The sequence below is a fragment of the Streptomyces sp. NPDC002643 genome (assembly GCF_053592555.1).
Map to the genome: position 1 here is coordinate 153,182 of NZ_JBSFVY010000016.1, position 18,042 is coordinate 171,223.

The 18,042-nt window shown below is 71.5% G+C and carries 14 protein-coding genes; 11 read left to right on the plus strand and 3 right to left on the minus strand.

The features are described 5' to 3' along the window. Window positions 1–125 precede the first annotated feature (125 nt). The 5 genes from ACWD4G_RS24870 (at window position 126) to nudC (ending at window position 9,960) form a co-directional block, all read left to right on the plus strand. Entirely contained in the window at window positions 126–491 is a 366-nt protein-coding gene (locus ACWD4G_RS24870; RefSeq protein WP_451296915.1) for an MGMT family protein, read from the plus strand. 306 nt (window positions 492–797) lie between these two features. Further along, window positions 798–4,184, plus strand: coding sequence for an ATP-dependent helicase (locus ACWD4G_RS24875; protein WP_451296917.1), 3,387 nt, complete (start codon window positions 798–800; stop codon window positions 4,182–4,184). 100 nt (window positions 4,185–4,284) lie between these two features. Beyond that, on the plus strand, window positions 4,285–7,923 hold the full coding sequence (locus ACWD4G_RS24880) for an ATP-dependent helicase (RefSeq protein ID WP_451296919.1): 3,639 nt from the start codon (window positions 4,285–4,287) through the stop codon (window positions 7,921–7,923). Between the two features lie 10 nt (window positions 7,924–7,933). Beyond that, window positions 7,934–8,917 (plus strand): M20/M25/M40 family metallo-hydrolase, encoded by a 984-nt coding sequence (locus ACWD4G_RS24885; protein WP_451296921.1) that lies wholly within the window; start codon window positions 7,934–7,936, stop codon window positions 8,915–8,917. 95 nt (window positions 8,918–9,012) lie between these two features. Then, window positions 9,013–9,960 (plus strand): NAD(+) diphosphatase, encoded by a 948-nt coding sequence (gene nudC, locus ACWD4G_RS24890; protein ID WP_451296923.1) that lies wholly within the window; start codon window positions 9,013–9,015, stop codon window positions 9,958–9,960. A gap of 28 nt (window positions 9,961–9,988) precedes the next feature. On the opposite strand, the gene ACWD4G_RS24895 is transcribed toward nudC, so the two are convergent. After that, the gene (locus ACWD4G_RS24895; protein ID WP_033272097.1) at window positions 9,989–10,231 is read right to left on the minus strand and encodes a mycoredoxin; all 243 of its coding nucleotides are present in this window, start codon (window positions 10,229–10,231) and stop codon (window positions 9,989–9,991) included. Window positions 10,232–10,407: 176 nt separating this feature from the next. On the opposite strand from ACWD4G_RS24895, the gene ACWD4G_RS24900 reads away from it, so the two are divergent. The 5 genes from ACWD4G_RS24900 (at window position 10,408) to ACWD4G_RS24920 (ending at window position 14,434) form a co-directional block, all read left to right on the plus strand. Next, complete coding sequence (locus ACWD4G_RS24900; protein WP_451296925.1) at window positions 10,408–12,723, plus strand: ATP-dependent DNA helicase UvrD2; 2,316 nt, start codon at window positions 10,408–10,410, stop codon at window positions 12,721–12,723. A 164-nt stretch (window positions 12,724–12,887) separates the two neighbouring features. Beyond that, complete coding sequence (locus ACWD4G_RS24905; protein WP_451296927.1) at window positions 12,888–13,211, plus strand: hypothetical protein; 324 nt, start codon at window positions 12,888–12,890, stop codon at window positions 13,209–13,211. A 174-nt stretch (window positions 13,212–13,385) separates the two neighbouring features. Beyond that, entirely contained in the window at window positions 13,386–13,754 is a 369-nt protein-coding gene (locus tag ACWD4G_RS24910; protein ID WP_451296929.1) for a WhiB family transcriptional regulator, read from the plus strand. Continuing rightward, window positions 13,751–14,074, plus strand: coding sequence for a hypothetical protein (locus ACWD4G_RS24915; protein ID WP_451296931.1), 324 nt, complete (start codon window positions 13,751–13,753; stop codon window positions 14,072–14,074). Before ACWD4G_RS24910 ends, ACWD4G_RS24915 begins: the two co-directional genes overlap by 4 nt. A gap of 150 nt (window positions 14,075–14,224) precedes the next feature. Further along, entirely contained in the window at window positions 14,225–14,434 is a 210-nt protein-coding gene (locus ACWD4G_RS24920; RefSeq protein WP_451296933.1) for a hypothetical protein, read from the plus strand. Between the two features lie 96 nt (window positions 14,435–14,530). Here the strand turns inward: ACWD4G_RS24920 and ACWD4G_RS24925 are convergent, their stop codons facing one another. Further along, window positions 14,531–15,895, minus strand: a complete 1,365-nt coding sequence (locus tag ACWD4G_RS24925) for an ABC1 kinase family protein (RefSeq protein WP_451296935.1) — start codon at window positions 15,893–15,895, stop codon at window positions 14,531–14,533. Next, window positions 15,888–17,153, minus strand: coding sequence for a TOMM precursor leader peptide-binding protein (locus tag ACWD4G_RS24930; RefSeq protein WP_451296937.1), 1,266 nt, complete (start codon window positions 17,151–17,153; stop codon window positions 15,888–15,890). The genes ACWD4G_RS24925 and ACWD4G_RS24930 overlap by 8 nt, the downstream gene beginning before the upstream one ends. A 218-nt stretch (window positions 17,154–17,371) precedes the next feature. On the opposite strand from ACWD4G_RS24930, the gene ACWD4G_RS24935 reads away from it, so the two are divergent. After that, window positions 17,372–17,968 (plus strand): M48 metallopeptidase family protein, encoded by a 597-nt coding sequence (locus ACWD4G_RS24935; protein WP_451296939.1) that lies wholly within the window; start codon window positions 17,372–17,374, stop codon window positions 17,966–17,968. Window positions 17,969–18,042: the final 74 nt, after the last annotated feature.

An 18,042-nucleotide genomic window follows, 5' to 3' on the forward strand; every position in this document is an offset into this window, starting at 1 on the left:
CACACAGGGGCATCAGGGTGCAATGGCGGGGGCGCACAGTCTGCCCGAAGACCGTCGCCGGGGCGAGGGACGCACGCATCGGTCGCCATGTCCCATTGTCGGTGGGGTGGGGCAGGATGGGCCGAATGAGCGAGGAGAGCCTTCCGGCGGACGCCCTGCCGGAATACGCGGAGCGGGTCCTGGAGGTCGCCGAGCTGATCCCGCCCGGCCGGGTCATGACCTACGGGGACGTCGCCGAGTGGCTGGAGGAGGGAGGCCCACGCCAGGTGGGCCGGGTGATGGCCCTCTACGGGGGAGCCGTGCCGTGGTGGCGGGTCGTCCGCGCGGACGGCGTCCTGCTCCCCGGTCATGAGCTGAGAGCCCTGGACCGCTACCGAGCGGAGGGCACCCCTCTGCGTGAGGCGAGCCGCGCCGCCGAGGGCCATGTGCCCCGTATCGACATGAAGCGCGCCCGATGGGACGGCCACGCGCGTGCGGCGGGCCACACCTGACGGCGCACGGCCGCCGACGGCCCGGAGCGTGAGCGCTGGGCCGTTCGGGGGAATCGGGGCACGTCGCCGACATGCCGTACGTTCGTGGGGCGAGGGACGCGGGTGCCGCATGAGTCGGGAGGGAACAAGGGGAAGCTCCGCTTCCACACCACCCGTCGGCGTAGCGTCGGCTGCGCGTGTCTCCCTCACCCCGCGGCCACCCCCCACCGAGCAGGGGCCGTCCCATCCACTGCCCCACCAACCCCCGATGTCGGCGCCCCGCGCCGCCAGTGACACATCGCACACCCACCAGGACCGGCGAACCACGTGAGCTCCTCTTCCTCCACCAGGCGCCTGTCGCACACCCAGGTGCGACAGGGGAGCCGTGGCGCTTACAGGCTGGTGCGTACGCCGCCGACCCGAATGGACCCCCCTGATCTGGACGCCGAGCAGCGCGGCGTGGTTGACCACGAAACCGGCCCGCTGCTCGTACTCGCAGGTCCGGGCACCGGCAAGACGACCACGCTGGTCGAGTCCGTGGCGGCCCGGATCGGCCGCGGCGTCGACCCCGAGCGTGTCCTGGTGCTGACGTTCAGCCGCAAGGCGGCCATGGAACTGCGCGACCGCATGGCCCTGCGCATGGGCGCGGCGCGGGCTCCTCAGGCCACCACCTTCCACTCGTTCTGCTACGCCCTGGTCCGCGCCCACCAGGACAGCGACCTGTTCGTCGAACCGCTCAGGCTGCTGTCCGGCCCCGAACAGGACGTCGCGGTCCGTGAACTCCTCGCGGGCCAGCCCGACCTGGAGCGCCTCGGCCTCGCCCATGTGCGCTGGCCGGACGAACTTCGCGCCTGCCTCACCACACGCGGTTTCGCCGACGAGGTCCGCGCGGTTCTCGCCCGCAGTCGCGAACTGGGCCTCGCGCCCGACGACCTGAGGGCCTTCGCTGCCCGCATCGGCCGCCCCGACTGGCTGGCGGCCTCCACCTTCCTCGCCGAGTACCTCGACGTCCTCGACCTCCAAGGCGTCCTCGACTACGCGGAACTGGTCCACCGCGCGGTACTCCTCGCGGGCCGCCCCGGTGTCGCCGAGCAACTGGCCGCGCGATACGACGCGGTCTACGTCGACGAATACCAGGACACCGATCCGGCACAGGTACGCATGCTGAGGGCGCTCGCGGGCGGCGGACGCACGCTGGTCGCCTTCGGCGATCCCGACCAGTCGATCTACACCTTCCGCGGTGCCGACGTGAACGGCATCCTGGAGTTCCCGGTCGCCTTCCCGCGCGCGGGCGGGCGCCCGGCCCCGGTCGCGGTCCTCAGGACCTCCCGCCGCTCGACGGCCGCCCTGCTCGCCGCGACCCGCCTGCTCACCCAGCGCATGCCGCTCACCCGTCTGCCCGCCGAGAAGGTACGGGCCCACCGCGAGCTGAAGCCCGTACGGGACGGCGGCCGCGTCGAGGTCTGTACGTTCCCGACCCCGGGCACCGAACTGGACAACATCGCCGACATCCTGCGCCGGGCCCACCTGGAGGATGGCGTCCCCTGGAGCGAGATGGCCGTCCTGGTGCGCGCAGGCGCCCGCACGATCCCCGCCATGCGCCGTGCCCTCACCGCCGCCGGCGTCCCCCTGGAGATCGACGGCGACGATCTTCCCCTACGCCACGAACCGGCCGTACAGCCCCTGTTGACCGCCCTGAGGGCGGTCGCGCTGGCGGAGGCGGGCGACAGCGATCAAACGGCCGCGGAGCCCGACCCGGCTGACGCGCCCGAAACGGCTGCCGGGCCCGGCGAGCGCCACGAACCGTCCGACTCGCCCGAGCCACAGCCCTCCTGGCTGGACACCGAGACCGCGCTCGCGCTGCTCGCCTCGCCCCTCGCCGGTATGGACACCGCCGATCTGCGCCGCCTCGGCCGAGCCCTCCGGGAGGAGGAGCGCGCGGGCGGCAACGCCGTTCCGGCGCCGTCGGACGAGCTGCTGGCGCGCGCGTTGGCCGAGCCGGAGAGACTGGTGGCGCACGACCCGGCGTACGCGCGGGGCGCGCAACGTCTCGGCGCGCTGTTGCGGAAGGCACGTGAGCGCCTCGCCGGTGGTGGCACGGCCGAGGAGGCGTTGTGGAACCTGTGGGACGGGACCCCCTGGCCCCGGCGCCTGGAGCGGGCCGCCCAGCGCGGGGGCGCGGCCGGACGCAACGCCGATCGCGATCTCGACGCCGTGTGCGCGCTGTTCGCCACCGCCGCCCGCGCGGAGGAGCGCACGGGTGGCCTCGGCGCGCTCAACTTCCTGGCGGAGATCGAGGCCGAGGACATTGCCGCCGACACGCTCACCGGACGAGCCGTCCGCCCCGACGCCGTGTGTCTGATGACCGCCCACCGCTCCAAGGGCCTCCAGTGGCGCCTGGTCGTCGTCGCGGGCGTCCAGGAGGGTTTGTGGCCGGACCTGCGCCGACGTGGCTCCCTCCTGGAGGCGGACCGCATCGGGCGCGACGGCCTCGCGGAGCCGCTCACTCCCGGAGCGCTGCTCGCGGAGGAACGACGCCTGTTCTACGTGGCCGCCACGCGCGCGCGTGAACGCCTCGTCGTCACCGCGGTGAAGGCACCCGCGGACGACGGCGACCAGCCCTCCCGCTTCCTCACCGAACTCGGCGTCGAACCCAAGGACGTCACCGGCCGCCCCCGCCGCCCGCTGTCCGTGGCCGCCCTCGTCGCCGAACTGCGCGCCACGACCGTCGACCCGCGCGTGTCGGACGCCTTGCGCGAGGCCGCCGCCCGCCGCCTGGCCCGGCTGGCCGCGCTGACCGACGAGGACGGGCGCCCGCTGGTGCCCTCGGCGCACCCGTACCGCTGGTGGGGCATGTTCGAGCCCACCGAGAGCAAGGCGCCGCTCAGGAACCGCGATCAGCCCGTCGTGTTGTCCGGCAGCGCCCTCGACCAGCTTGCCAACACCTGCGCCCTGCAGTGGTTCCTGGGCCGCGAGGTGAAGGCCGACGCCCCCGCGACCGCCGCCCAGGGCTTCGGAAACGTCATCCATGTCCTCGCCGACGAGGTCGCTTCCGGGCGCACGCCGGCGGACCTCGACGTCCTCATGGAGCGCCTCGACTCCGTGTGGAACGCGCTCGCCTTCGACGCGCCCTGGAAGTCGGAACAGGAGAAGCAGCACGCACGCGTGGCGCTCGAACGCTTCCTTAAGTGGCACGTCGACTCAGGCGGCCTCCGCGCGGGACGCTCTCCGGTGGCCAGTGAGCACGACTTCGACGTCACCCTCGAAGCGGGCGACTACGAGGTGCGCATCCGTGGCTCCATGGACCGCGTGGAGACCGACGCCGAAGGCCGGGCCTATGTGGTCGATTTCAAGACCGGCAAACAGGCCCCCAGCGCCGCGGAAGTCGACCGACACCCCCAGCTCGCCGTCTACCAGCTCGCGGTCCGGGAGGGCGCCGTCGACGAGCCCTTCGGAGGCGCGCGGCCGGAACCGGGCGGGGCCGAACTCGTCCAACTGCGGCAGGGCGCCGCCAAGAAGAACGGCGGCGAGACGCTCCCCAAGGTGCAGGCCCAAGGACCGTTGGAGGGCGACTGGATCGGTGGACTCCTGGCCAACGCCGCAGGAAAAGTACTTGACGAGCGTTTCTCGCCAACTGCGGGACAGCATTGTGCACATTGCTCATTCCGGGCGTCGTGCAGTGCCCGCCCGGAGGGTCGTCACGTCGTCGAGTGACATGCGTGGTCCACCCCGCCACGGCTGCTGACCAGCGCTTCTTCCCGCTCGCAGGGCAGCGCGGCATCCACTGTCAGTGGCCGCCGCTAGCCTCTCTGGAATGTCCGCCCGTATCAGCGATCCCGAGCAGCTCAAGGAGCTCCTCGGCATCCCGTTCACCCCGGAGCAGACGGCCTGCATCATCGCGCCGCCCGCCCCGCAGGTGATCGTGGCCGGAGCCGGGTCCGGCAAGACCACGGTGATGGCCGCGCGCGTGGTCTGGCTGGTCGGCACCGGACAGGTCGCTCCCGAACAGGTGCTCGGTCTGACGTTCACCAACAAGGCGGCGGGCGAACTCGCCGAGCGCGTACGCAAGGCCCTCGTCAAGGCGGGCATCACCGACCCGGACGTCATCGACCCCGACAACCCGCCGGGCGAACCGGTCATCTCCACCTACCACGCCTTCGCTGGCCGCCTCCTCACCGACCACGGACTGCGCATCGGCCTGGAACCCACCTCCAGGCTGCTCGCCGACGCGACCCGCTACCAACTCGCCGCACGCGTGCTCCGGGAGTCCCCCGGCCCGTACCCGGCTCTCACTCGCTCCTTCCCGGACCTGGTCAGCGACCTCCTCGCCCTTGACTCCGAACTCGCGGAGCACCTCGTCGGCCCCGAGGAACTGCGCGCGTACGACGCCGAACTGCTGCGCGACCTGGAGAGCGCCAAGCTCACCAACGCCGACCTCCGCAAGGTCCCCGAGGCCGCCGCCGCCCGACGGGAACTCGCCGAACTGGTCGGCCACTACCGCGCAGCCAAACGCGCGCGCGACCTCCTCGACTTCGGCGACCAGATCGCCCTGTCGGCCCGTCTCGCGCAACTCCCCGAAGTCGGCCGCGTCCTGAGGGACGAGTTCCGGGTGGTCCTGCTCGACGAGTACCAGGACACCTCCGTCGCCCAACGTGTCCTCCTGGCGGGCCTGTTCGGCGGCGGCACCGGCCACCCCGTGACCGCCGTCGGCGACCCCTGCCAGGCGATCTACGGCTGGCGCGGCGCCTCCGTGGCCAACCTCGACGACTTCCCCGAGCACTTCGCCCACGCGGACGGCACCCGGGCGGAGCGCCAGTCCCTCAGTGAGAACCGCCGCAGCGGCGGCCGTCTCCTCGACCTCGCCAACGGTCTCGCGGAGCCCCTGCGGGCCATGCACGCGGGCGTGGAGGCACTGAGGCCCGCCCCCGGAGCCGAACGCGACGGTGTGGTCCGCTGCGCCCTGCTGCCCACGCACGCCGAGGAACTGGACTGGATCGCCGACTCCATCGCCCACCTGGTGCGCACAGGCAAGGAGCCCGGTGAGATCGCGGTCCTGTGCCGCACCGCCACCGACTTCGCCGAGATCCAGGGCGCGCTCGTCGCCCGTGACATCCCCGTCGAGGTCGTCGGCCTCTCCGGCCTGCTCCACCTGCCCGAGGTCGCCGACCTCGTCGCCGTCTGCGAGGTCCTCCAGGACCCCGGCGCCAACGCATCCCTGGTCCGCCTCCTCACCGGCCCGCGCTGGCGCATCGGCCCCCGCGACCTCGCCCTCCTCGGCCGCCGGGCAAGGCTCCTCGTGTCGCACGCGCGCGTGGACGCCGAGGACGACCCGGACCGCCGGCTCGCCGCCGCCGTCGAGGGCGTCGACCCCTCCGAGGTGATCTCCCTCGCCGACGCGCTCGACACCTTCCTCGAACTGCCCATCGAGGCCGAGGGGGAGGACGACGGGCTGCCGTTCTCGCCCGACGCACGCGTGCGGTTCGCCCGCCTCGCCACCGAACTGCGCGACCTGCGCCGATCCCTCGCCGACCCGCTCGTGGACGTCCTCCACCGGGTGCTCGCCGTCACCGGCCTCGAAGTCGAACTGTCCGCCTCCCCGCATGCCCTGGCCGCCCGCCGCCGGGAGACGCTCTCCAACTTCCTGGACATCGCCGCCTCCTTCGCCGCCAACAGCGAGGGCGAGGCCACCCTGCTCGCGTTCCTCGGTTTCCTGCGCACGGCCGCCCAGTACGAAAAGGGCCTCGACAACGCCCTGCCCGGCGGCGAGAACACCGTGAAGGTGCTCACCGCCCACAAGTCCAAGGGCCTGGAGTGGGACGTCGTCGCCGTCCCCGGCCTCGTCACCGGCACCTTCCCGAGCACCCAGGGCCGCGAGAAGTGGACCGCCCAGGGCAGAGTCCTGCCGCACGAACTGCGCGGCGACGCCGACACCCTCCCCGATGTCGACACATGGGACTCCCGGGGCCTGAAGGCATTCCAGGAGGCCATGAAGGACCACCAGCACACCGAGGAACTCCGCCTCGGCTATGTCACCTTCACCCGCCCCCGCTCCCTGCTCCTCGGCTCCGGCCACTGGTGGGGCCCGTCCCAGAAGCGCCCACGCGGGCCGTCCGACTTCCTCAAGGCGCTGTACGCCCACTGCGCCGTCGGGCACGGCGAGATCGAGGCATGGGCCGACGAACCCGAGGAGGGCGCCGAGAACCCCGCCCTGCACAAGACCTCCGCCGAGCACGCCTGGCCGCTCCCGCTGGACGACAAGGCGCTGGCCCGCCGCCGCGCGGCCGCCGAGACCGTACTGGCCCACCTGGAACGCGTCGCCACCCAGGAGGACAGCCACCCGGGCACCGCCCCTGCTCCGGACCCGCACTCCTACGACGACCCGGACTGGCCGCCTCCACCGGTGGACGACTTCCCAGACGACCACGCCGAGGGCCTCGACTTCCCGGACGACCCGTCCCAGGGCTTCGAGGAGGACACCTCCGACTGGGACTCCTGGGCGACGCACCGCCCGGCGGACGTCTCGGACTCCGCCATGGCTCCCCACGCGCGCGTGCCGCACGCCGACCCCGGCATGTCGGCCCACGGCAGGTCGGACCCCGGCCGCGACGGGCGCCCACCCGCCGTCCCGCATGCCCGCCGACATCCCGACCCATCCGAGCCGACCCCCGAGGAGGCCCGCACCATCGCCTCCTGGGACCGCGACCTGGACGCCCTCGCCGGAGAACTCCTGCGCGCCCGCGCCAAGGTCACCGACGTACTCCTCCCGACCTCGCTGACCGCCTCGCAGCTGCTGCGCCTGGCCGCCGACCCGGACGGCTTCGCACAGGAAATCGCGCGCCCCATGCCCCGCCCGCCCCAGCCCGCCGCCCGTAGGGGCACCCGATTCCACGCCTGGGTCGAGGCCCGCTTCGAAGCACTGCGGCTGCCCATGCTGGAGCCCGACGAGCTGCCCGGCAGCGAGGCCGAGATCGTCGACGAACGGGACCTGGAGGCCCTCAAGGAGGCCTTCGAACGCACGCCCTACGCACAGCGCACCCCGTACCGGGTCGAGGCCCCCTTCCAACTCGACATCGCCGGACGCGTCATCAGGGGCCGCATCGACGCCGTCTACGAGGACCGCGACGGCGACGGGACGACGACGTACGAGATCGTCGACTGGAAGACCAACCGGACCCGCACCGCCGACCCCCTCCAACTCGCGCTCTACCGGCTCGCCTGGGCCGAGCAGCAGGGTGTGCCCCCGGAGTCGGTCGGGGCCGCCTTCCTGTACGTACGCACGGGCGACGTCGTACGCCCCGGGGACCTGCCCGACCGCGCCGCGCTGGAGCGGCTGCTCCTGGAGGAGCCCGGTCCCGATGGGCCGGACCCCGGCGTCGACCGGCCCCCGCCGCCGGACGGGCCGGAGCCGTCCACCGACGAACCACCGGACCAGCATGTCGGTGCGGGCCTATAGGCTCGTGAGCATGAGCCAGCCCGTTGACAGTGCCGTCAGCGATGTCCGTACGTACATCGACAACCACCGTGCCGCCTTCCTCGACGACCTTGTCGAATGGCTGCGCATCCCGTCGGTGTCGGCCCAGCCCGGGCACACGGCCGACGTCCGGCGCAGCGCCGACCGGCTCGCCGCCAAGTTGAAGGAGACGGGCTTCCCCACCGCCGAGGTCTGGGAGACACCGGGCGCCCCCGCTGTCTTCGCCGAGTGGCCCTGCGAGGACCCCGAAGCCCCGACGGTCCTCGTCTTCGGGCACCACGACGTCCAGCCCGCGGCCCGCGAGGACGGCTGGGGCACCGAGCCGTTCGAGCCCGTGATCCGTGGAAACCGCCTCCACGCGCGCGGGGCCGCCGACGACAAGGGCCAGGTGTTCTTCCACACACACGGCGTTCGCGCCCATCTCGCCACCACCGGCCGCACCGCCCCCGCCGTCCACCTGAAGATGCTGATCGAGGGTGAGGAGGAGCCCGGCTCCCCGTACTTCCTGGCCCTTGTCGAGGAGCACGCCGAGCGGCTCGCCGCGGACGCCCGCCTGGTCGCCGCCCTCCACGACGAGCACGCGCGCGTGACGATGCCCGGCTTCTACGACGGCGTCGTCGAACTCACCGACCGAGAGCGCGAACTCTTCGCCGAGCTGCCCTTCGACGAGCAGCAGTGGCTGCGCACGGCCAAGTCCAAGGCGACCAATGGTGAGACCGGACACACCACCCTGGAGCGTGTCCGGGCCCGCCCCACCGCCGAGGTCAACGGCATCGGAGGCGGCTACCAGGGCCCCGGCAGCAAGACGAGCATCCCGTCCTCGGCGATGGTGAAGCTGTCCTTCCAGCTGGTCGCGGGACAGGACCGCTGGGACGCCCCCGACGAGAAGGCCGAGCTGGACCTGCTCCTCAAGGGCGCCGAAGCCCGTGCGTACCTCTGGGGCGAGCTGTCCGAAACCTCCCGCGAGGCACACTGAAGTAGGCCCGCCCCACCCCAGCGCACCCGCCCGCCGTACGCCCCGCCGAACCATCCACCCAAACCACCGTTTCACCGGGGGAGTTGGAAGCACCCGTGACCACCTGGACCGACCACACCGCCGACCGACCCATAGCGCTGTCCGCCCCGAGCGGTATCGACCGTGCCGCTCACCACCGGCTCGACGAGGCCTGGCTGGCGGCGGCGTGGAGCCACCCCACGACCCGCTGCTTCGTGGTCTCCGGCGGCCAGGTCCTCATCGACGAGACCCAGGACGGCACCACCGAACTCGTCATGACCCCCTCCTTCGAGGCACCGCTCACCGAGGCGCACCGCTACTTCCTGGGCACCGATGCCGATGGTGTGAGTTACTTCGCACTTCAGAAGGACGCGCTCCCCGGGCGCATGGACCAGTCCGCGCGCCCCGCAGGGCTCCGCGAGGCGGGCATGCTGCTGTCGGCGCGCGATACCGGCCTCATGGCCCACGCGGTCGGCCTGGAGAACTGGCAGCGCACCCACCGCTTCTGCTCCCGCTGCGGCGAGCGCACGGTCATCGCCGCGGCCGGCCACATCCGCCGCTGCCCGGCCTGCGGCGCCGAGCACTACCCGCGCACCGACCCGGCCGTGATCATGGCCGTCACGGACGACGAGGACCGCATCCTCCTCGGCCGCCAGGTCCACTGGCCCGAGGGGCGCTTCTCCACCCTCGCCGGCTTCGTGGAGCCGGGGGAGTCCATCGAGCAGTCCGTACGCCGCGAGGTCCACGAAGAGGTCGGCATCACCGTCGGCCATGTCGAGTACGTCGCCAGCCAGCCCTGGCCCTTCCCGTCCAGCCTCATGCTGGGCTTCATGGCCCGCGCCACCTCGGCCGAGATCGACGTGGACGGCGACGAGATACACGAGGCCCGCTGGTTCTCCCGCGAACAGTTGCGGGCCGCGTTCGAGTCCGGGGAGGTGCTGCCTCCCTACGGCATCTCGATCGCGGCCCGACTGATCGAACTCTGGTACGGCAAGCCCCTGCCGACACGGGGGCACACCGGCTAGGGCGCGAGCCCCGTCCCAGGGGCTCGCCTCACACGCCGATCTTCTGCTTGACCTGCGCCAACGAGGGGTTGGTCAGCGTCGAACCGTCCGGGAAGAGGACGGTGGGCACCGTCTGGTTCCCGCCGTTCGCCTTCTCCACGAACGCCGCGGACTCCGGGTCCTGCTCGATGTTGATCTCCGTGTACGCGATGCCCTCACGGTCCATCTGGCTCTTCAGCCGACGGCAGTATCCGCACCACGTGGTGCTGTACATCGTCACAGTGCCCTGCATGTCTCTGGCGCTCCTTCACGGTGTTACGGCTCGAATGCGTGCTCGCAGTGGGAGGAACGTACGCGAGAGGTCCACCATTCCCGTAACCGGCCCGTGACGCCTGCCGCACCGAACCGAGTGACCGCCGCCGTGTCGCCCAGGGAAACCCGCCGCGTCGACCCGCGAGGTCTGCCGCGGTGTCCCGCACATCTGCCGTATTAGTACGACTGCGAGGCCCCGCCTGTGGACAACCTGCCCGGGCGTCTCGTGCGACCTGGCAGCATGGCCGTGTGACAGCAGCAACGCACTCCACCCTCTTCCCGCGGGTCCCCGACTCGGCCGACGCGGTGCTCGAAGGGCTCGACCCCGAGCAGCGCGCGGTGGCCACCGCCCTGCACGGGCCGGTGTGCGTACTCGCGGGCGCCGGCACCGGCAAGACCCGGGCGATCACCCACCGCATCGCCTACGGGGTCCGTGCCGGGATGCTCCAGCCCACCAGTGTGCTGGCCGTCACGTTCACCAACCGGGCCGCAGGAGAGATGCGCGGTCGTCTACGCCAACTCGGCGCCGCCGGAGTCCAGGCACGGACGTTCCACTCCGCCGCGCTGCGCCAGCTCCAGTACTTCTGGCCCAAGGCCGTCGGCGGCGGTATGCCGAGGATCATCGACCGCAAGCTGCAACTCGTCGCCGACGCGGCCGCCGCCTGCCGCATCCGTCTCGATCGCAACGAACTACGGGACACCACCGCCGAGATCGAGTGGTCCAAGGTCACCCAGACCGTCCCCGCCGACTACGCCGCGGCCGCCGCCGAATCCGGCCGTGCCGCACCCGGCGACCCGGCCGAGATCGCCCAGATCTACGCCACCTACGAGGACCTCAAGCGCCAGCGCTCCGTCATCGACTTCGAGGACGTCCTCCTGCTCACGGTCGGCATCCTCCAGGACCGGCACGACATCGCCGAACAGGTCCGCTCCCAGTACCAGCACTTCGTGGTCGACGAGTACCAGGACGTCAGCCCGCTCCAGCAACGCCTCCTCGATCTCTGGCTCGGCGACCGGGACAACCTGTGCGTCGTGGGCGACGCCAGCCAGACGATCTACTCGTTCACTGGAGCAACTCCCGACCATCTGCTCGACTTCCGCCTCCGTCACCCCGGCGCCACCGTCGTCAAGCTCGTCCGCGACTACCGCTCCACCCCCCAGGTCGTCCACCTCGCCAACGGCCTGCTCTCCCAGGCCCGTGGCCGAGCCGCCGACCACCGCCTTGAGCTGATCTCCCAGCGTCCCGCGGGCCCCGAGCCGCGCTACACCGAGTACGCCGACGAGCCCGCCGAAGCGGAGGGAGCCGCCCGCCGTATCCGCGACCTCATCGCCTCCGGAGTCCCCGCGAGCGAGATCGCCGTCCTGTTCCGCACCAACTCCCAGTCCGAGACCTACGAGCAGGCGCTGGCGGACGCCGGAGTGCCCTACCAGCTGCGCGGCGCCGAGCGGTTCTTCGACCGCCCCGAGGTCCGCAAGGCGGGGACCGCGCTGAGAGCCGCGGCCCGCTTCGGGGGCAATGACTCCCTCCTGGAGGACGCCGTCGACCTCCCCTCACAGGTGCGGGCGGTGCTGTCCGGCGAGGGCTGGACCGGTGAACCCCCGGCGGGCTCCGGCGCCGTCAGAGAACGCTGGGAGTCGCTCGCGGCCCTGGTGAACCTCGCGCAGGACTTCGCCTCGGCCAAGCCCGACGCCACACTCGGCGACCTGGTGGCGGAGCTCGACGAGCGGGCGAACGCCCAGCACGCCCCGACCGTCCAGGGCGTCACCCTCGCCTCGCTGCACTCGGCCAAGGGCCTGGAGTGGGACGTCGTCTTCCTGGTCGGAGTCGCCGAGGGCATGGTGCCGATCACCTACGCCAGGACGGACGAGCAGATCGAAGAGGAGAGACGACTCCTCTATGTGGGCGTCACCCGCGCACGAGAACAGCTCTCCGTGTCCTGGGCGCTGTCCCGTTCACCCGGCGCCCGCCCGAATCGGCGTCCCAGCCGCTTCCTCGACGGCCTGCGCCCCGGATCGACCGCGACGGCGGGCCGGACCGGTGCGAGCGGCCCCGGGGGCGTCGAACCGGGCTCGGCCGATGGCCGAGCCGGCAGCCTCGTGCTCGGAGGCATCGCGCCCGCACCGCGCCGCACCAGCCGGACGCCGGCCCGCTGCCGGGTCTGCGGCCGGACCCTGCGGGACGCCGGCGACATGAAGCTGATGCGCTGCGAGGACTGTCCCTCCGACATGGACGAGGCCCTCTACGAGCGTCTGCGCGAGTGGCGGGCCGTCCAGGCACGGCTCAGCGGCCAGCCGGACTTCTGTGTCTTCACCGACCGCACCCTGATGGCCATCGCGGAAGCGGGGCCGAGCACTCCGGTTGAACTGGGTCGCATTTCCGGTGTCCGCGCCCGTAAGCTCCAGCGGTACGGCGCTGATGTTCTCGACATCTGCGCAGGTCGGGAGCCCGGGGGCGAGGACGAGAGCGACTGATACGAACTCGTCGAAAAAATAGTTTGCGCATGCCCCAGCAATCCCCATAGGTTCTAAGCCACGGGGACGGCGGCCTTCTCGAAGGCCCCGGTTTCGTGATGTACTTCATATCCGTCGGATCGGTTCACACTGATCCCTTTAGACGCCGAGAGGAGGCGAGTCCAGTGATCAGCATCAACACCAGCTTCATCAGCACGGTCAAAATGACCGATCGCTCGGCCGTCTCCCTGTGCATGCTCGGCGTCTCGAACCGCGGCACCGGTCTGTCCGCCATCGCCGGCGGTCGTCCGGTCTCCTCCCTGCCTCTCTCGGGCCTTCCCGTCCGTGAGCGCAATGAGCGACCGACCAAGGCACTGGAAGCAGCAGTAGTGGCACAGGCGCATGCCTATGCCTTTGCGGCGGCCGGTGCCGGATTCCGGAAGCAGACGACGCAGCACCACCAGATGTGGGCCTTCCGTGGGCCAGAACCCTGGAGTGATCCAACCTGATCGACGATCAGGTCGGCGCCTTCAGGGCCGCGGAACCCCATCCGGGAACCGCGGCCCTTCTGTTTGTCCCCGACCGGGGACTTCAGAACGAAGGGGCCTCGGGACAAGAAAAGAACCCGGTACCAGCCGCCACCCGGCCCACCGGCCGGAACGACCAGACGAGGAAGACGAACCGTGCAACTCGAAGCGCACGCCCCGTCCGTACCGCCTTCCGAAACGATCCCCCCGCCCCGCCTCACGGAGGACTCCACCTTGACTCCGCTCACCGCGCTCACCGCGCTCGACGACGCCATCGAGAACCTCGGCGTGCCCGTCCCCTGCCGCTCCTACGACCCGGAGGTCTTCTTCGCGGAGTCGCCGGCCGATGTCGAGTACGCCAAGTCCCTCTGCCGCACCTGCCCGCTGATCGAGGCCTGCCTCGCCGGCGCCAAGGAACGGCGTGAGCCCTGGGGCGTCTGGGGTGGCGAGCTCTTCGTCCAGGGTGTCGTCGTTGCCCGCAAGCGGCCTCGTGGTCGCCCGCGCAAGAACCCGGTCACGGCATGAACATCACCGGAACCATCGACCGCCCCCTGACGCACGACCCCAAGAAGCAGGCCCCGATGAAGCCGTCCACGAGCGAGCCCACAGGCTCCGCGACTCCAGACTTCACCACCACCGGTGCGAACGCCTCACGCCAGAACAGGACCCGAGAGATGCATCTCATGCCAGAAGCCCTGGCTCGTGCGCATATGCACGAGCGCCTGCAGCAAGCGGAGCAGGAGCGCCGGGCCATGCGCCTGGCGGTCGCCCGCCGGATGCAGCGCCGGGCCGAGCGCGCCTCGATGCGCGCCCGCCGTGCGCTCGCCATGGCCGTCATGCAGTAGCCGCCGTACGGCAGCCGCTCTGAACCGGCCCAGACAGGCACATCACAATCACCGACAACGGTGACTCCTCGCGGGGGTCGGTCCGAAGGGACCGGCCCCCGTGGTGCGTGGTGACGACGCATCACCCGACCGCGGAGATATCGTCTCCGAGTGACGAGTCTTTCCGGGGGCAACGACGACAGCGGCTCCGCCACAGGACCCCAGACCCTCGTGTGCGCCCGCTGCGGAACCACCGCCGAAGCCCCTCAGCCCCTGTGGATCTGCTCCGTCGAGAACGGCAGGCACCGCTACTTCTGCGAGAGATGCGGCCGAGAGAACCTGAGAGCCATCGAAGGCCGACTGGACTCAGCCTGGTGGTGAGCCCCCAAGCCCTATGCCGGCGGGTGGATTCGCGGTATCGGTGAGTCCGCGGCCTGCCCGGTCCCGGTCCGCCTCTCTCAGAGCAGCGATGGTCTGTCACGCCTCCGCGGCCGACTCGCCCTCGTCCTCCAACTCCTCCTCCGTCAGGAAGCCCGGCAGCCAGTCCTCCAGTTCGTCGCGGAGACGGACTGTGGCGCCGAGCTGGCACAGGACGCCGATGGTGCTCAGGGTCACCCGATGGATGAGGAGATAGGACGGAGGAAGGTTCAGCTGCTTGCCCAGTTGGTGGGCGGGGGACCGTGGGTCGGCTATGCGGGCGGCCTGACTGCGCATCCAGCCACGGGCGAAGGTGAACTCCTCGGCCCCGGCCGGTTCGATGATCGGGAGCAGATAGTCCAGGACCGCGTCCGGGTCCAGGTCTATCGACTCCTTCACAAAGCCCTCCGTACGGAGCATCTCGTACACCGCATCGGCCTCGCCCTCGATGGTCAGCCGCAGGGCCTCGCCGATCGGCGAGGGCAGCCCGCCCGGCAGACGGTCCACCGTGCCGAAGTCGAGGACACCCAGGCGCCAACCGCGCTTGTCGTCCGGCACCAGCCGGAAGTTTCCCGGGTGCGGATCAGCGTGCAGGAGGCCGGTGCGGGCCGGGCCCGAGAAGAGGAAGCGGGCCAACAGCTGTCCCGCACGGTCCCGCTGCTCCTGCGTACCGTCCGCGATCACCTCCGACAGGGGAGTGCCGTCCATCCACTCCGTGATCAACACCTGCTCGCACTGGTGCACCACGGCCGGGACCATGACGTCGGGGTCGCCCGCGAACTCCTCCGCGTGCGCCTGCTGAGCCTGGGCCTCCAAGCCGTAGTCCAGCTCCTCCGAGACACGGTCCCGCAGCTCGGCGATGAGCGGCTTGATGTCCATCCCCGGGACCAAGGGGCCCAGGAGGCGGGCGAAACGGCTGAGTTGGCCGAGGTCGGAGAGGAGGGCCTCGCCCGCACCCGGGTACTGCACCTTGACGGCGACCTCGCGGCCGTCGTGCCACACCGCTCGGTGCACCTGGCCGATCGAGGCCGCCGCGGCCGGCTTGTCCTCGAACTCCAGGAACAGCTCCTGCCAGTCCTCCCCGATCCGCTCCGCCAGCACGGAGTGCACCGTGCGGGTCGGCATCGGTGGCGCCGCGTCCTGCAGCTTCGTCAGCGCCGCGCGATAGGGGCCAGCGACCTCCTCGGGAAGCGCCGACTCGAAGACGGACAGGGCCTGCCCGAACTTCATCGCACCGCCCTTCAACTCGCCGAGGACCTTGAACAGCTGCTCCGCCGTGCGCTGTTGGAGTTCGCGGCCGACGAGCTCCGCGGACTCGCCGACGATCCGTTTGCCCAGTCCCCAAGTGGCCCGACCGGCGAAGCCGAGCGGGAGCGCGGCAAGCTTGGCGGTCCGGGTGACCGCCTTGCGGGGAAGATCAGACATGCGCCCTCCAAGTCCCGGCAGGCCGTGCCGCGTGTACCTTGCGGGACAACCTCGTTGACCGCTGATGCTCCGCCATTGTCTCGTGCGGCTCCACCTCCCTTGCGGTGTGTTCCTCATTACCTTTGCCGACCGCACCTTTCTCCGCCGCTCCGCACGGGCACGCGGGATGCGGCCACACCGGGCGGGAGTGCCAGTCGAAGCCGGGCACCGAGACCTCCCAGCGGGCACCCGTACTGGACGGCAGCAGCCCGTCGAGATGGGCGAGGGCGTGCCCGGCGGCCAGACCCGCGACCGTCGTCGCCAGTGCCAGATCGCAGGCCTCGACCTGGCGCCGACGGCCGGAGCGCCACTGGGCGACCAGACGCGGCCAGGTCTCGTCGCGGTCGGCGCGGCCCAGGTCCAGGCAACCGGCGCATGCTGTCTCGCCCGGCAGGACCAGCGGGCCGACCACCCCGGTCCCCTCCACCACCCCCGCGTAGAGGTGGGGCGTACCCGAGGCGATGAGCGACTCCGCGGCGCCGGGCTTGGGGGCGTGGACATCGACACCGTCGCGCGGGGCGAGGATCACGAGCGAGAACCCCGGCTCCTCGCGCAGGCGGCTCGTCGACTCGGCCTCCGCCGGCTCCTTCGGCGGTTGCGGCCCTCGGCGGCGCCGACGCGGGCGGTCGGGTGCCGCATGGCGAACGGCTCGGCGAGCCGCCATGTCCCTGCGCTCGCCGATCGACTCGGCCGACAGCCCTCCCGGTGCCACATCCCATGGCTCGACCCGGCCGACGTCGCGTACGTCGACCTCACCCACACCGGCACCGGACAACAGCGCGGCGACCACCGACCCCACCCTCCCCGCGCCCCGTACCTGCACCCTCAGCGAGCGGCGGGCGGCCAGGCGTTTCATCGCCTCGCCCGGAGCCGTCGCGACCAGGGACAGAGCGGCGGCGTCGGAACGCAACCGCTCCAGGGCCTCGGGCCGGCCGCGCAACTCGTCCGCGGCCGGGCCACCACCCGTGGTGTCGTCCAGCAGCCCGGACCGGGCCAGGTTCTCCACCAGCCCGTCCACATGACTTTCGGACAGCCCCAGCTTCCGCCCCTCCTCGCGCAGAAGCGGCAGACCGCGCGTGCCGTCGATCAGCGCGAGGAAGCTGCCCGTCGCCGTGTCCATCGGTCCCAGCACCATGGCGTGCGCCGGTGCGAGACCGAACTGCACGGTGTTGAGATCCCGCCAACCGCGCCGGAGCGCGGGCTTCACCATCGGATGCATGATCGGCCCCCGTAGCCAGTAGAACGTCCCCAGGTGCCGACGGGCCCAGTGCCTGGTCCGCCGACGGGTGCCAGCATGCACGGACTGCGACGGAGCGTGTCGGGAGTTGTCCACAGGCGACAGCGTTCGTCGTACAAATCAGGCGCTCGGAGTGCGGTTCGATATCGAACCGTCCCAGAGGCGGGACTTCCCCCGTGTGCAGCGGGTAACGTCGGGGCGTGCCCGCCGACCCACTGCACCGCGCCGGAAAGCCACAGCGCAGCACGACGAGCCAGCCGCCGAGCGGCTCGGGGGCGAGCGCGATCGAGGTCCGCAGGAGCGCGCGACGGCGCAGAACGGTCTCCGCGTACCGCGAGGGCGATCGCACCATCGTGCTCATCCCCGCTCGGATGTCCGAGGCGGAGGAGCAGCGCTGGGTGAGCGTCATGCTCGACAAGCTGGCCGCGCAGGAGAGCAAGCGACGCCTCGGTGACAAGGAACTGGCCGAGCGCGCAGCCCTGCTGTCGGACCAGTACTTCGAAGGCCGTGCCCGGCCCACCTCGGTCCGTTGGGTCACCAACCAGAACACCCGCTGGGGCTCGTGCACCCCCGCCGAGGGCAGCATCCGGCTCTCGCACCGGTTGCAGGGCATGCCCGAGTACGTGATCGACTACGTCCTCGTCCACGAGCTCGCCCATCTGCTCGTACCCGGACACGGCCCCCGCTTCTGGCGGCTGCTGGAGGCCTATCCGCGTACCGAGCGCGCTCGCGGCTACCTCGAAGGAGTGGTCGCCGCCGACCGGCTGCCGCATCTGCACGCCGACCGCGACGAGTGACGCCCCGCGCGGGCCGACGCAACTCGCCTGCGTTCCCGGAGCGTTGCGACCGCGCGACCAGTGACATCCACGGG